Annotated in this window: 16 protein-coding genes; 14 read left to right on the forward strand and 2 right to left on the reverse strand. The window is 63.1% G+C overall.

Going from position 1 to position 14171, the window contains the following annotated elements:
- Nucleotides 1-47: 47 nt before the first annotated feature.
- The 7 genes from EO094_RS14350 (at nt 48) to EO094_RS14380 (ending at nt 5986) form a co-directional block, all read left to right on the forward strand.
- Complete coding sequence (locus EO094_RS14350; RefSeq protein ID WP_092814312.1) at nt 48-257, forward strand: TOBE domain-containing protein; 210 nt, start codon at nt 48-50, stop codon at nt 255-257.
- A gap of 1 nt (nt 258) precedes the next feature.
- Complete coding sequence (gene tsaA, locus EO094_RS14355; protein ID WP_128293503.1) at nt 259-777, forward strand: tRNA (N6-threonylcarbamoyladenosine(37)-N6)-methyltransferase TrmO; 519 nt, start codon at nt 259-261, stop codon at nt 775-777.
- A gap of 174 nt (nt 778-951) precedes the next feature.
- Nucleotides 952-1383 (forward strand): manganese-binding transcriptional regulator MntR, encoded by a 432-nt coding sequence (gene mntR, locus EO094_RS14360; protein WP_246008540.1) that lies wholly within the window; start codon nt 952-954, stop codon nt 1381-1383.
- 258 nt (nt 1384-1641) lie between these two features.
- Nucleotides 1642-2862, forward strand: a complete 1221-nt coding sequence (locus EO094_RS14365) for an NAD-dependent epimerase/dehydratase family protein (RefSeq protein ID WP_128293507.1) — start codon at nt 1642-1644, stop codon at nt 2860-2862.
- Between the two features lie 23 nt (nt 2863-2885).
- Nucleotides 2886-3689: a glycosyltransferase gene (locus EO094_RS14370; RefSeq protein WP_128293509.1), complete on the forward strand. Its 804-nt coding sequence runs from the start codon at nt 2886-2888 to the stop codon at nt 3687-3689.
- A 16-nt stretch (nt 3690-3705) separates the two neighbouring features.
- Nucleotides 3706-4704 (forward strand): NAD-dependent epimerase/dehydratase family protein, encoded by a 999-nt coding sequence (locus EO094_RS14375; protein WP_128293512.1) that lies wholly within the window; start codon nt 3706-3708, stop codon nt 4702-4704.
- Nucleotides 4682-5986, forward strand: coding sequence for a DUF3422 family protein (locus EO094_RS14380; RefSeq protein WP_128293514.1), 1305 nt, complete (start codon nt 4682-4684; stop codon nt 5984-5986). Before EO094_RS14375 ends, EO094_RS14380 begins: the two co-directional genes overlap by 23 nt.
- Before the next feature lie 17 nt (nt 5987-6003).
- Here EO094_RS14380 and EO094_RS14385 read toward each other — a convergent pair whose 3' ends face one another.
- Nucleotides 6004-6516, reverse strand: a complete 513-nt coding sequence (locus EO094_RS14385) for a hypothetical protein (protein WP_128293516.1) — start codon at nt 6514-6516, stop codon at nt 6004-6006.
- 66 nt (nt 6517-6582) lie between these two features.
- On the reverse strand, nt 6583-6999 hold the full coding sequence (locus tag EO094_RS14390; protein WP_128293518.1) for a DoxX family protein: 417 nt from the start codon (nt 6997-6999) through the stop codon (nt 6583-6585).
- Between the two features lie 439 nt (nt 7000-7438).
- Between EO094_RS14390 and EO094_RS14395 the strand changes: the two genes are divergently transcribed.
- The 7 genes from EO094_RS14395 to EO094_RS14425 all read left to right on the forward strand — a co-directional run bounded on the left by EO094_RS14395 (nt 7439) and on the right by EO094_RS14425 (nt 14167).
- Nucleotides 7439-8923, forward strand: a complete 1485-nt coding sequence (locus EO094_RS14395; RefSeq protein WP_164879676.1) for a xylulokinase — start codon at nt 7439-7441, stop codon at nt 8921-8923.
- A 183-nt stretch (nt 8924-9106) separates the two neighbouring features.
- Nucleotides 9107-9880, forward strand: a complete 774-nt coding sequence (locus EO094_RS14400) for an SDR family NAD(P)-dependent oxidoreductase (protein ID WP_164879677.1) — start codon at nt 9107-9109, stop codon at nt 9878-9880.
- Nucleotides 9877-10818, forward strand: a complete 942-nt coding sequence (locus EO094_RS14405; protein WP_128293524.1) for an ABC transporter permease — start codon at nt 9877-9879, stop codon at nt 10816-10818. The genes EO094_RS14400 and EO094_RS14405 overlap by 4 nt, the downstream gene beginning before the upstream one ends.
- A gap of 46 nt (nt 10819-10864) precedes the next feature.
- A complete protein-coding gene (locus EO094_RS14410) occupies nt 10865-11812 on the forward strand; it encodes a sugar ABC transporter substrate-binding protein (RefSeq protein ID WP_128293526.1) in 948 nt (315 codons plus the stop codon).
- A 44-nt stretch (nt 11813-11856) separates the two neighbouring features.
- Nucleotides 11857-12594, forward strand: coding sequence for an ATP-binding cassette domain-containing protein (locus EO094_RS14415; protein WP_128293528.1), 738 nt, complete (start codon nt 11857-11859; stop codon nt 12592-12594).
- Nucleotides 12595-12797: 203 nt separating this feature from the next.
- Complete coding sequence (locus EO094_RS14420; protein ID WP_128293530.1) at nt 12798-13094, forward strand: ArsR/SmtB family transcription factor; 297 nt, start codon at nt 12798-12800, stop codon at nt 13092-13094.
- Entirely contained in the window at nt 13091-14167 is a 1077-nt protein-coding gene (locus EO094_RS14425) for a permease (protein WP_128293533.1), read from the forward strand. The genes EO094_RS14420 and EO094_RS14425 overlap by 4 nt, the downstream gene beginning before the upstream one ends.
- Nucleotides 14168-14171: the final 4 nt, after the last annotated feature.

Consider the following 14171-nt stretch of genomic DNA (forward strand, 5'->3'; position numbering starts at 1 on the left):
ACGTACCGCTAAGTTCATAGATAGTTCGACGTTTGGGGGACAAGGATATGAAACTTAGTGCGCGCAACCAGCTCAAGGGCAAGGTCGTGGAAGTGTTGAAGGGGGCGACCACTTCGCATGTTCGCATCGACATTGGCGGAGCGGTCATCACCTCATCGATTACCAATGAGGCCGTCGATGAGCTGGGCCTTAAGGTCGGTCAGGAGGCTTATGCGGTCGTGAAGGCTTCCGACGTCATGGTCGGCGTCAGCGACTGACATGAGCGGGCGAGACGTGGACGATCAAAGGGAGCGCGCCGTTGCGGCGCCTCCGCCCGTCGATGCGGGCCTCGTCTTTATCGGCCGGGCCCGCACGCCTTGGAGGTCGCGGATGGATTGTCCGCGCATGGGACGAGCGGACGGTCCTTTGTGCCGGTTGGAAGTCTTCGAGCCGTGGACCGAGGCGCTGCAGACCATCGCGCTCTACGAGCGGCTCGAAGTGCTCTACTGGCTGCACCGTTCCCGCCGCGATCTCGTCCTGCAGAGCCCGAGAGGCGGCGGCGAGGCCCGTGGCACGTTTGCGCTTCGCTCGCCGGTGCGGCCAAATCCGATCGGCTCCTCGATCGTCAGGCTGGTTGCCGTGGAGGAGGGGGCGCTCCTGGTGCGCGGCATGGATTGTCTCGATGAGACGCCGCTCATCGACATCAAGCCCGATCGTTGCCTCTATGAGCGCGCCGGACCTCCGCATCCGGGCGATTTGCAGGAGGAGAGCGAAGTGGCCGGGCCTTCAGCCCCTTAAGCCGCGGGATACGGCTAGGTCGGCTGAGATCCTCGGGAGTCCCGTCATGTCATGACGCTCGACCGAAGCCTTCGAGGCGCGCGGCAAGGCGCTCCGCTTTAGGCGATGCTAAGCATTGTTCACGGGTGAAAATTTGTTACAGAAGTGGCGTTGCTCCTGCCTACGGACCGGACAGTGCCAAAGGACAAGCTTCTCAATCCGGCGCGTCAGCGCGCGGCTTTCGAGCGGGTGCGCAAGGCGCACCAATCGGAAGTGGCGGAGGATTATGTCGAGCTGATCGACGACTTGATCGCCGTCCGCGGAGAGGCGCGGGGGACCGACCTCGTGGAGCGCTTCGGGGTGACGCATGCCACCGTCAACCGGACCATTCAGCGGTTGATCCGCGACGGGCTCGTGCGCTCCGAACCCTATCGCTCGATCTTCCTGACCGATGCCGGCAAGGCTCTGGCTGAACGCGCACGCGAACGTCATGCGCTGGTGCGCGATTTCCTCCTGGCGATCGGCACGAGCCGCGAAATAGCGGAACAGGACGCCGAAGGTGTGGAGCACCATGTCAGCGACGAAACGCTGGCGGCATTCCGCGATTTTCTCAAACGTCAGAATTGAGCGCGCGGCGCTGAAGTGGTCGTCAGGGGCCCGGGTCACGCTTTTTTATGAGCCGGCAAGGGCTCGACAGCTCCCCTTGACGGCCGCGCCGCGGCGTCCGAACTCCAAGTGGTGTGGGCACCTTCGGCCCCGTCCGGATGGTTCACCCTTTGCCGCCGACACGCAACGTCGCATCCCTGGCTTGCAGCATGGGATTGTCATCCGGCGCCGATATTGTGACAAGATCGACGCAAAGCGCACTCAGGAGATGGGATTGTCATGAAGATCGCGGTTTTAGGAGGCGACGGTTTCGTCGGCTGGCCAACCGTCTTGCATTTGTCGAAGCGTGGGCACGAGGTCCATATCATCGACAATCTGAGCCGTCGCTGGATCGACACCGAGCTCGGCGTTCAATCGCTCACCCCGATGGATTCCATCCAGGAACGCTGCCGGGTCTGGCGTGAACTGACGGGAGTCGCCCTGCGCTTCCATCTGATCGACGTCGCCAAGGAGTACGAGCGGTTCAAGAACTGGCTGGATGAGAATCGTCCCGCGGCGATCATCCACTTCGCCGAGCAGCGCGCCGCGCCCTATTCGATGAAGTCGGATCGTCACAAGACCTACACTGTCGACAACAACGTCAACGCCACCCACAACATTCTGAACGCCATGGTTGCGGTCGATCTCGATGCGCATCTCGTGCATCTCGGCACCATGGGCGTTTATGGCTATGGCACGGTCAAGGCGCAGATCCCGGAAGGTTATCTGCCGGTCAAGATCCAGAGCCAGACGGGCGAGTGGGAGGAGCGCGAAATCCTCTATCCGGCCAATCCCGGCAGCGTCTATCACATGACGAAATGCCTCGATCAGCTGCTTTTCCAGTTCTACGCCAAGAACGACGGCATCCGGGTCACCGACCTGCATCAGGGCGTGGTGTGGGGCACCAACACCGCCGAAACGAAGATGCACGAACAGCTCATCAACCGTTTCGATTATGATGGCGATTACGGCACCGTCCTCAACCGCTTCCTGATTCAGGCGGCCGTCGGCTATCCGCTCACCGTGCACGGCACCGGTGGGCAGACGCGCGCTTTCATCCATATTCAGGATTCCGTGCGCTGCATCGAAATTGCTCTCAAGAATCCGCCGTCATCCGGTGAGCCGGTCAAGATCTTCAACCAGGCGACGGAGACCCATCGGGTGCGCGATCTCGCCGAGCTCGTTGCGAAGATGACGGACGCGAAGATCATTAACCTGCCGAATCCTCGCAAAGAGGCTGATGAAAACGAGCTTTCCGTCTGCAACGAAAAGTTCCTCGCTCTCGGCCTCGACCCGATCCGGCTCGAGGAAGGCCTCTTGTCGGAAGTGATCGACGTGGCCCGCAAATACGCCTACCGAATCGACAAAACGCGCATTCCGTGCGTGTCTGGGTGGACGAAAGAGCGTAACAAGGCGATTAATACCCACCCAGGTTCGCCGAAATTGACGGCAATCTCCTAAAGTTCATAGAAAGTCTCGGCCGTATGGCGAAAGTTGCCTATGCTACCCTTGCCGCAAATCCTGATTACTTGATCGGAGCGACGGCACTTGCGCGTTCATTCCGTATGACGGAATCGGAAGCGCCGCTGCTTGTCCTGGCCCCGGAGGATCTTCCGGGGCTCGATCAGATGGAGGCGGAGGGGGTGAGCGTGGTTCCGACGCGTCCACCGGAGGTGTCGGAGGCATTTCGCGAACGCCACAGCCGGGCCGCGCAGCATCGCGAAGCGCCCTTTACGAGAGGCGAGAAGCCGAGCTTCCACGACCCGCTTCTCAATTTCGCCAAGCTGCGGCTATGGGAACTCGATGAATATGAGCGCATCGTCTTCGTCGATGCCGATGCGCTCTTTCTGCGCAATTGCGACAAGCTCTTCGGCTATCCGGGGTTTTCCGCCGCTCCGAACGTCTACGACGCGCTCGACGGTTTCCATCGGCTGAATTCCGGCGTTTTCGTAACCGAGCCTGACAAGGCGACCTACGAGACGATGATGCTCGTCCTCGACGCGCCCGACGCGTTCTGGCCACGCACCGATCAGAGCTTTTTGCAGGATTACTTCGCCGACTGGCACGGCCTGCCGTACATCTACAATGTCCTGCAATATGTCTATTTCCGGCTGCCGCAGCTGTGGAACTGGGACGCCACCAAGATCCTGCACTACCAATACGAGAAGCCCTGGCAGGAGGATCATCCCAAGCGCGCAGAGCTTGGGCCGCTGATCGATCTGTGGTGGAACGTCATGGAAGGGCGCGGATTGCCGGAATCGCTCGATCCGATCGCGCCGGCAACCTGAGAGCCTCTCTCTGCGCATGAGCGAAAAGCCGTCTCTTGTTCTCGTTACCGGCGGCACCGGCTATGTCGGCCAGTTGATCGCGCGCCATCTGGCCGGCCATGGTTTTCGGATCAGGCTCGCCTCGCGGCAGCGGCCTCCCGAGGGGCGCTTCTCCTTTCCTTTCGAATGGGTGCCCTTCGAGCTCGATCCGCAGGCCGATTTTGGTGCGGCCATCGCGGACGTCGATCACGTCGTCCACGCCGCTTTCCAGCATGTGGCGGGCCGCTACCGCGGTGGCGAGGGCGACGATGTCGAAGGTTTTTACCGCGCCAACCGCGACGCCTCTTTGCGCTTCCTGACAGAGGCCAAGGCCGCAGGCGTGAAGCGGGCCGTCTTCTTGTCGAGCCGTGCCGTCTACGGGTCTCTGGAGGGTCCGCTCGATGAGACGATGGTGCCCGAGCCGGACACCCATTACGGCCACGTCAAGCTAGCCGTTGAGGCGGGGCTGCGCAGGCTCTGCCTTGACCCGCCGGAGACTTTCGCGCCGCTCGCGGTTCCGGCCGTCACGCCCGCCATGCCGTCCGCGGGCTTTGCCGGAGCCTCGCTCAGAGTGACAGGGGTTTATGGTCTCGTCGAACCGCTGGAGCGGACGAAATGGATGAGCGTCGCACGCCAGATTCTTGACGGGACTCTTGAAATTGCGCCGCGTGTCGCGACGGAGGTTCATGGCGATGATGTCGGGCAGGCTGTCGCTCTTCTTCTCGATGCGCCTGCGGAAATGGCCGCGGGGCAGATCTACAACTGTTCCGATCTTCTTCTCAGCAACCGTGAGATCGTGGCGGCGTTGCGCGAGGCACTGGCCCAGCCAGGATCGCTGCCGGAAAGGGGCGACGAAAGAAGTGTCGCCATCATGCGTTGTAATCGCTTAAGGAGACTGGGCTGGCAGCCGGGCGGGCGGGCGCATTTTGCCGGCACGATCGATGCGCTTGCCGGCGTTTGTGGAGCCGAAGCGAATGAACCCACAACCTTTCCCTGAGCATCCGCAACGGGAATATCTGATCCGCGAGCTGCATGCGCGGCCGTCGGAGCCGATGCGCGCGCCATTGCGGATCTCGCAATTCGCCGCCCTGTCGGGCGAAAAGAGCCTGGAGGCCGACCGGGAGCATCTGGCGCGCCTTTGCGCCCGTCTTGGCGGTGCTGCGCCCTCGAGCGAGGCGAAGCACCATACCTCCGAGTTTGGTGGCCTCACCGTGAAATGGGAGCGCCATACGGAATTCTGCTCCTACACCTTCTTCCGGCGGGCGCATTTCACTCACCCTTTTGAAGACACTGTCATCGAGGAATTGCCGCGCGACTGGCTGGCAGAAGTGCCGGGAGAGGTCCTGTCGGCGGTGCATTTGGCGATCATCCCGGAGAATGTGGAGATGCCGAGCCCGGAGGAGATTTCGCTCCGGCATTTCAATGGCAATCCCCTGATCGGAAATGCCGTGGCTGGCGGCAAGGCTCTGGTCTGGGCCGATTTCCGCCTGCATTCCGACCATTTCACGCGCATCCTCATCCAGGACAAGGGGCTCGAGGAGCGCCATGCCGGCCGCACGGTGCAACGGCTCGTCGAGCTCAACACCTATCGCGCGCTTGCGCTCCTTGCTTTGCCGATTGCCCAGGAGGCGACGCCGCGGCTGCGCTCCGTCGACGAGGCGCTCGCCGATATCAGCGCGCGCATGGCCGACCGGGCCGATCAGACGAGCGACGCCGATCTTCTTCGGCACCTGTCACAGCTCTCGGCCGAAATCGAGAGCGTGGCGGCACGCACCAGCTATCGCTTCGGTGCCTCGCGCGCCTACTACCAACTCGTCAAGCAGCGACTGCGTGATCTGCGTCTGGAGCGCATGGACGAGGTGCTGACCATCGATGGCTTTCTGGACCGACGCATGGGACCGGCGATGGCCACCTGCGAATCGGCCGAGGAGCGCCAGGAGGCGCTGGCGCAACGCGCCGCGCGTGTTGGCAGCCTTTTGCGGGCACGTGTCGAGGTGGAGCTCGAAGAGCAGAATCGCGACCTTTTGAAGAACATGGACGAGCGCGCGCGCGTTCAGCTCAAGCTGCAGGAGACGGTCGAAGGCCTGTCGGTGGTGGCGATCAGCTATTACGCCATCGGTCTCGTCGGCTATCTCATCAAGGCCGCTGAAAGTGCAGGCACGCCGATCAATGTTGGTCTGGCGACGGGTCTTGCGGTGCCGTTTGTAGCAGGTCTCGTGTGGTTCGGGGTCCGCCGGGCACGGCGTGCAGCTGCCAAAAAGACCCCCGACGAGGATTAAGCTGTGCTCTGCTGGCCTTACTCGCTCGCCTGCGCCTGTTCGGCAAGGCGCGAGGCGATCTCCGCGCCGTTGGTGCCGTTGCGGGCGCCGATCGTGCTGAGCGTGTCGCCGAGTGAGGCCTTGATCCCGGTCTTGAGCAGCATGTCCAGTGCGGTCTCAGGTTCCAGGCCGAAGGCGGGTGCGGCCTTCTCCAGAGGCGCGTTCGACAAGACCTGAAGCACGGTTGTCGGGCTCACATGCTGAGCGTTTCCCGTCATTCCGGTGAGCGCCACCGATGCCACGAGGGCGATGCCGAAAGCGCCCCGGCCTGCACTCCGTTTGAAGGACCGGGCGACGGCCCGCCAGTTGCTGACGAAAAGCCAGAGCGCGGCGACGATGAAAACAACGCTCAGCCATTCATGCGCAAAGCGAACAAGATCGCTGTAGCGATGCGTGAGCATCATGATCCCGGTCACGCCCGAGACGACCAGGAGCGCGACCATGGCCGGCTTCACGATCGTGCCGGTCGGGTCGCTGCCGAGCGAGGCCATGTTCGCGTTCCTTGAGCGCAGACGGTGGAAAGGGAAGCGCGGCGCGTCCCGCCCTTCCGAGAGAAATCAGTCGCGCGGCGGCAAGAAGGTCTTGTTCGAGCGCCAGGCGTCGATGCTCCACGGGCCGGGACCGGCGAAGACGAGATAGAAGAACAAGAAACAGAAGAGGATCGCCGCATCGCCGCCATTCAGCACGGGATAGAAGGCACGCGGAAAATGCGCGAGGAAATAGGCGAAGGCCATGAGGCCGGAGAGAACGAAGGCGACCGGCCGAGTGAACAGACCGATGACGAGGAGCGCGCCCCCGCACATTTCGAGAATGCCGGCGTACCAGCCGAGGCTGAAGGCCGCCGTCACGTGATCGGCCGGTGGGAAGCCCAAGAGCTTCTGCGTGCCGTGCTCCATGAACAGGAGTGCGGCGACGATGCGCACGACACTGAGGACGCGTGGCGCCCAGATTGTCTCAAGATCCTTGGTGGTCATGGGAAATTTCCTTCTTGATGATCGCCTGGATCCGCGAGCCTCGCCCGCAAACCGCCCCGGCCGCTTCGTTCGTCCGCACGCGGAGAAAAACCGCTTCCCACGGGCGATGACGAACGATCAGCTTGCGGGAGAAAGCCACAGCATGGCTTCTCCCGCAAATTAACTGCTGGTAAGTCAGAGGCTTAAGAATGGACTCAGATGAGTCGCATGAGGAGGCCGTGGAGCTAAGTTATAGGTCCCGCAGGGTTTTCTTTGGTCCTGCACGCGCTCTTCAATCTGCCGTGACCCTCTCGCACAAGGTTTCGCGCGTGATCTCTGCCCCCGCAGATACGGCAGCTTTCCTGTATCATGCAGGAAGTTCGACGATGTCGTCCGGGCAGGCGGCGAGGGCGGGTCCGCCTGGATCGCGGCCACAAGAAGGATGCAGGAGGCGTTTCCCATGACACGCGTCCTGGCGATTGATCTCGGGGGCTCGGCTCTCAAGGCTTGCCTGTTCGAGGCGGACGGGTCGGTCGTGGCAAGTGCGAATGTCGAGACGGGTTTCGAGGAACGGGCGCCGGGGCATTCCGAGCAGGAGCCGGCGCTGTGGTGGGAGGCTCTGAAGAGCGCCTGCGAACGGATCTCAAGCGAGAGCGTGGGTGGGCTCGGCGGCATTGCGGCGGTGGCGCTGTGCGGTTTCACGCGCACGCAGGTCTTTCTCGATCAAGCGGGAAAGAGTGTGCGCCCGGCGCTCGGCTTCCGCGATTCGCGCGCTGAAAGCGCGCTGGCGACGGCGAGGAGGAACGAGGCTCTCGACGCCGACGGAGTGCTCGCAGGCCTCAATGCCTTCCATCCGACCGCACGTCTTCTCTGGTTGAAGGAGAACGAGGCGGAGAATTGGGAAAGAACCCACCTTGTTCTGGAGCCAAAGGATTATCTCAATCTGCAACTGACGGGCATCGCCCGTTCCGACCATGTGTCGCAGCATTGGCTGGCACAATCATTGGCCGGCGGCGATGCCTCTATCGCCGCGCGCCTCGGCCTTGAACGCGCTCTTCTTCCCCCGCTCGGGCAGCCGGAAGACATTGTCGGCCAGGTGCGCGAAGGGCTGCCGGGGGCGCTGGGCGCCCTTGCGGGAGCCAAAGTCCTGTGCGGTTCCAACGACAGCTGGACCGCGGTCGCCGGTCTCGGGGGGCTCAAGAGCGGGAGCGCCTATTGTATTTCCGGCTCTTCGGAGGTTTTCGGCCTGCTGTCGCATCGGCGCGGCGAGGCCGAAGGGCTGATCACCATCCCCTGGGGAGAGAAGCTCTGGCATCTGGGTGGGCCAGGCCAGAACGGCGCCAACCTTCTCAGTTGGATCGTCGATGGACTCGATGCGACGCCTCGACCGTTCCAGGAACGGCTGGCGGCGCTTCTGGGCGAGCCTGAAAATCCGCGCCCGCTTCTGTTTCACCCGTATCTGCACGGAGAGCGCACACCGTTCTGGGACGGCGACCTTGCGGCCTCCTTTCTCGGCATGACGTCCGGCCATGGACGGGGCGACCTCGTGCGTGCCGTCATGCAAGGCGTCGGCTTCCTCAACCGCACCGTGCTGGAGCGGGCGGAGACGGCGACAGGCCTTGCCGCGGAAGCCGTTCGCATGGCCGGAGGCGGCACGAAAAGCCCGCTCTGGAATCAAATGCGCGCCGATATCCTCGGCCGTCCTGTCCTTGTCTCCCGCCACGTCGAGATGGGGCTTGCCGGCTGCTTCGCCCTTTGTCGGGTCGCTCTTGGGTTTGCGCAGAACATCGGCGCAGCCGCACCCGAGGAAGACTTCACCTCCTACCTGCCGAACGCGGCGGAGCATGCGCATTACGATGCGCTCTATGCCCTTTTCACCGAGATGCATGAGCCGGTGGCACATGCGGCCCGGTCTCTCGAGAAGCTTCGCCGGAGGGCGAGTTGAATGCGCCGGCCGGGGAGCGACATGCGGCTTTACGGGCAAAGTACCGATCCGGCCCTTGACCTTACGCCGCATTCTGCGCCACGCGAACGTTCACGCATAATGTACTGAAATGACTCTTGGATGCACGATGGGGCGAAGAATGAGGCACGGTACAATGCTGCGAGAGCATCGAGGCGTGGCGAGATGAGCGGAAAACCCGTCGTTCTCATCACCGGTGCCAGCGGCGGCATCGGTCGTGCGACGTCTTCGGCCATGCAACGCGACGGGTGGCGGATCTTTGCGACCGATCTCGATGACGGTGGCAAGCTCGCCGATCTGTTGAGCGAAGACGACGCCTACGCCTCTGCCGATCTTCTCGACCGGTCGGCGCCGGAGGCTCTGGTCGATGCCTGTCTCGCCCGCTTCGGCCGCATCGACGGGCTCGTGCACTGTGCCGGGACATCGCATGTCGCGGCCTTTCCCGATCAGGACGACGAGGGCTGGGAGAGGGTGATCGACGTCAATCTCTCGAGCGCCCATCGTGTCGGCCGGGCGGTGGGGCGCGCCATGCGTGCTGCCGGAAACGGCGGCGCTATGGTCTTCGTCTCATCGATCGCCTGGCTTTCGGGCGGCGCCAATCCGGCCTATGGCGCGGCCAAGGGAGGCGTCAACACGATGACCTTCAACATCGCCCAGTCCTTGGGGCCGGACGGCGTGCGTGCCAATGCGGTGGCGCCGGGGATCATCGCCACCGAGATGGTGCGTGGGGCTTTCCCGGGCGATGCCTTCGGAAAACTTGAGCGGGCAGCCTCGGCGCGGACGCCTCTGCGCCGTCTCGGTCGGCCTGAGGACGTCGCGGAGGTCGTCGCCTTCCTCATGTCGCCGCGCGCCGCCTTCGTGACGGGCGCCGTCATTCCCGTCACCGGGGGGCTGGAATTGATCCCGCCGATCGGCAAGCTCGCGGACCAGGCCGGGTGAGAGATTTCATCGCCAAATACGGGACGGCGCTCGCGGGCCTCCTCGTCTTCGTCTTCCTGCTCGTCTTCGCGCGCAATTTCGCCTCCAGCGCCAATCTGCTGAATGTTCTGAAGCAGACGAGCTTTCTGGCGATCCTTGCCACCGGCTTCACTTTCGCGCTGTTGACCTCCGAGCTCGATCTCTCCTTCGCCAATCTTGCGAGCCTTGCCGCCGTCGTCACCGGCGGCCTCATCGCCGGCGGCACGTTTTGGGGGCTTGCCGTTGTCGCGGGTCTTGCCGTCGCCACCCTGGGCGGCCTGGTGAACGGGTTCCTCGTCACCGGCGTGAAGGTGCCCTCTCTCATTGCCACACTCGGCACGGCCGCGATCGCCAATGGTCTGACGTTCATGATCACCGGCGGCGTGGCCTTTGTCGGGCGCTGGGATCCGATGTTTCTCGCCCTGGCGCGCGGCAAGATCTTCGGCATTCCGGTCCTCGTCGTGGTCATGGCGGCCGTCGTTCTGAGCGCCTGGTTCGTGACGCGCAAGACGCGGCTCGGCACGCATATGCTGGCAACCGGAGAAGCGCAGGAGGCGGCCCATCGTGCCGGCATCGCGACGCGGCGCATGAAGCTGATCGGCCTTACGCTCTCGGGGTTTGCGGCCGGTATTGCGGCCGTTCTTCTCGTCGCCAATCTGAGCTCCGCCTCGCCGCAGATGGCGGGCGATTATCTCTTGAACGGTATCGCCGCGGTGCTTCTCGGCATGACCATGTTCGAGCCTGGACGCCCGAACATTGCCGGCACCTTCGTCGGTGCCCTGATCATTTCGGTGCTTGCCAACGGCCTCGTGCTTCTCGGCGCTCCCTATTACCTGCAAGATATCATGCTGGGCGTCATCGTCATCGCCTCCGTGAGCGTCTCTGCCAGCGTTCTGAAGAAGGCCGCATTTTCCGTATGAAGCGCGCCGAAAAAGCCGCGCTCTGCCAACGATAAGAGGGATGAAAATGAAACTCAGATTGCTGCTTTCGCTCGGCGTCGTCGCCTTCGCGGTGACGCGCGCGGTGTCCGCCCAGGCCTTCGAGCTCGGCGTCGTCGCCTTTCAGATGTCGTCGGAGACGCATGCCCGCGTCGCCAATGCCGTCGAAGCCGCCGCGAGAGAAAAAGGCTGGGACGTCGTCGTGCTGAATTCCAACGGCACGCTGCAGACGCATTCCGAGCAGATCGAGAACCTCGTCCAAAGTGGCGTCGACGGCATCGTGCTCGCCATGTCGAAGCCCGTCGAGTTCGACGCGCAGATGCAAGAGGTGAAGGACGCCGGCATCCCGCTGATCACGGTCATGAGCGGGGCCAGCCCGAATGCGCTTTTCGATATTCAGGTCAATGAGTACGCCGTCGGCTCTGAATCGGCGCTCTATCTTCTGGGGCAGCTCGGCTATGAGGGCTCGATCCTGACGGACCGCTTCGAATCCAATGTCGGCACGCGCATCCGCGGCAAGGTGCTTGACGTCGTCTTGAGCGAAAACCAGGCGGTGAAGGAAGTGGGCAGCCATTCGATGGCCCGCACCAAGAGCTGGCAGGAGGATGTGCGCAACGGCATGAATGCTCTCATCATGCAGAACGCCGGCAGCTTCGACGGCATCTGGGCATCCTTCGATGGGCAGGCCTTCATCATCGACGATCTCCTGAAGCAGCAGGGCATGCAGAAGGGCGATGTGGTTCTCGTCTCCACAGATGGCGGGCCGGAAACGTTCCGGCGCATCAAGTCGCCCGATTCCATGCTGATGGCGACGGTGGCGATCCCGTTCGAGGCGATGGGCGAGGCGGCTGTCGACGCCATGCAGAAGATCGCGGTCGAAGGTGCGGAGAAGGAAACGATCACCTCCGGCCCCTATCTCTACATGAAAGCCGATCTCGTCGATCAGTCGAACGTCGACAATTTCATCAAGGAGTAGGCGAGGGGTTCGGCGGGCGAGCCGCCGGCCACTTTGGAAAAAAGATGAGCGACATCCTCACCGTCCGCAACGCCCGGAAATCCTACGGTGCCGTCAAGGCGCTGCGCGGCGCCGATCTCAGCGTCGCGGCCGGCGAGGTGCACGCACTCTGCGGCGACAATGGCGCCGGAAAATCGACGCTGATCAAACTCGTCTCCGGCGTGGAACGCCCGGATGAGGGCGACATTCACGTCCGCGGCGAAAAGGTGCGGCTTGCAAACCCGCATGACGCGCTCGCGGCCGGCATTGCGACCATCCATCAGGATCTCGGTCTCGCGCCGCGCATGATGATCTATCAGAACATTTTCATGGGCTCCGAGCTCGAGAAGCGGGTCCTCGGCATCAAGGTGCTCGACCGCGCCGCCATGATCGCCCGCTCGCAGGATTTTCTGATCTCGCTAAATTCGGTGATGCGCGACATGACCGCCAAGGTGGAGAACCTGTCTGGCGGGCAACGTCAGGCCGTAGCGATTTGCCGGGCGCTTCGCTGGAAGGCGGAAATCATCATCATGGATGAGCCGACCGCCGCGCTCGGCGTGCGCGAGACGGAAGAGGTGATGAAGCTCATCCGCCGGTTGAAGGAAAACGGCGTCACCGTCATCCTGATCAGCCACAACATGCACGACGTCGTGGCCGTCGCGGACCGGGTGACCATCCTGCGCGGTGGCCGGACCGAAGCATCGCTTTCGACCGACGGCCTGACATCGCAGGCCCTGTCGGAGCGCATCATGGGCGGCGAATGAGCGAACAAGAAAGGCGGAGAACGTCCGCCATCCGTGCGGGGTGAGGCCGGTTCGCGCCGAACGCTAAGCCCACCGCAGATCCGACGGACGCTGAGAGCAAATATCGTCCGTGTCCTTCATGCCGGCCGAGCAACGTACTTGACTTCGTCGCGCAGTGAGAGTTTATGCGCTTAAACGCATATGCGCAAAACCGCGAGTTTGTGATGGGCGTGTCTCTTGTTCTCTCCGCCTTGGCTGAGCCGACGCGGCTTGCCGCCATCCAGATCGTCTGGGACGGCGGGGAGCATTGCGTCTGCGAGCTGATGCAGCGCTTGGAGGCGACGCAATCGCGCATGTCGCGGCATATGGGGGTGCTGAAAGCTGCGGGGCTCGTCGTCGACCGCCGCGATGCGCAATGGGTTCGCTACCGGCGCAATCCGGACCTGCCGCAAGAGCTTGCGGCGATCGTCGATGCGGCCATGGTCGCGCTCGATGGCGGGTCGAGGAGGGCGGCTGCATGAGCGCCTCCGGCTTTGCAGACAGCACTGCGCCGGGATCAGGCCGGCGCTCCTCGCCACTCCTGTGGTATCTTGGCACCGTCGCAGCGTTCGCGCTGTGGGTCGGCGTTTATATGGGCCTCGAGCCGGCCGCCGAAGCGATCACGCATCTCCTCCCTGTGGCACGGGAAAGCCGGCTCGGCGAGGCGCTCGCCTTCTTTCTCTACGACACGCCGAAAGTGCTGATGCTGTTGGCGCTCGTGGTTTTCGTGATGGGGGTGGTGCAATCTTTCTTCTCGCCCGAGAAGACGCGGGCCTTTCTGTCGGGTCGGCGCGAGGGGGCCGGCAACCTCATGGCGGCTGGGCTCGGCATCCTGACGCCCTTTTGCTCCTGTTCCGCCATTCCGCTCTTCATCGGTTTCGTTCAGGCCGGCATCCCGCTCGGCGTTACCTTCTCGTTCCTGATCGCCGCGCCGATGGTGAACGAGGTGGCGCTTGGCCTTCTCTTCGGTCTGGTCGGCTGGCAGGTGGCACTCCTCTATCTCGCCTTCGGACTTGGCGTCGCAATCGTGTCGGGTTGGGTCATCGGCCGCCTGCACATCGAATCCTGGCTGCAGGACTGGGTGCGCGAGTTGAATGCGACGGGCGGCTGCTGCCGCGTGCCAGAGGACGAGATCACCGGCGTTGAGCGTCTCCGCGAGGGCCTTGCCTCCATGAGGGAGATCGTCGGCCGAGTGTGGCTGTGGATTCTCGTCGGTATCGCTGTCGGCGCCGGCATTCACGGCTATGTGCCGGCGGAGCTGATGGCGCGCATCATGGGTGCGGAGGCCTGGTGGTCGGTGCCGGCTGCAATCGGGCTCGGCATTCCGATGTATTCCAATGCTGCGGGTATCATACCCGTGGTGGAAGCGCTTCTCGATAAGGGCGCCGCCCTCGGCACGACACTCGCCTTCATGATGGCGGTTCTGGCGCTCTCGCTGCCGGAGATCGTCATTCTGAGAAAGGTGCTGAAGGGAAAGCTCATCGCCGTCTTCGTCGCCATCGTCGGGACGGGCATCTTCAGCGTCGGCTTCCTGTTCAATTTCCTGTTCGGATAAATCG

It is taken from the genome of Afifella aestuarii, from assembly GCF_004023665.1.
Lineage (GTDB): Bacteria > Pseudomonadota > Alphaproteobacteria > Rhizobiales > Afifellaceae > Afifella > Afifella aestuarii.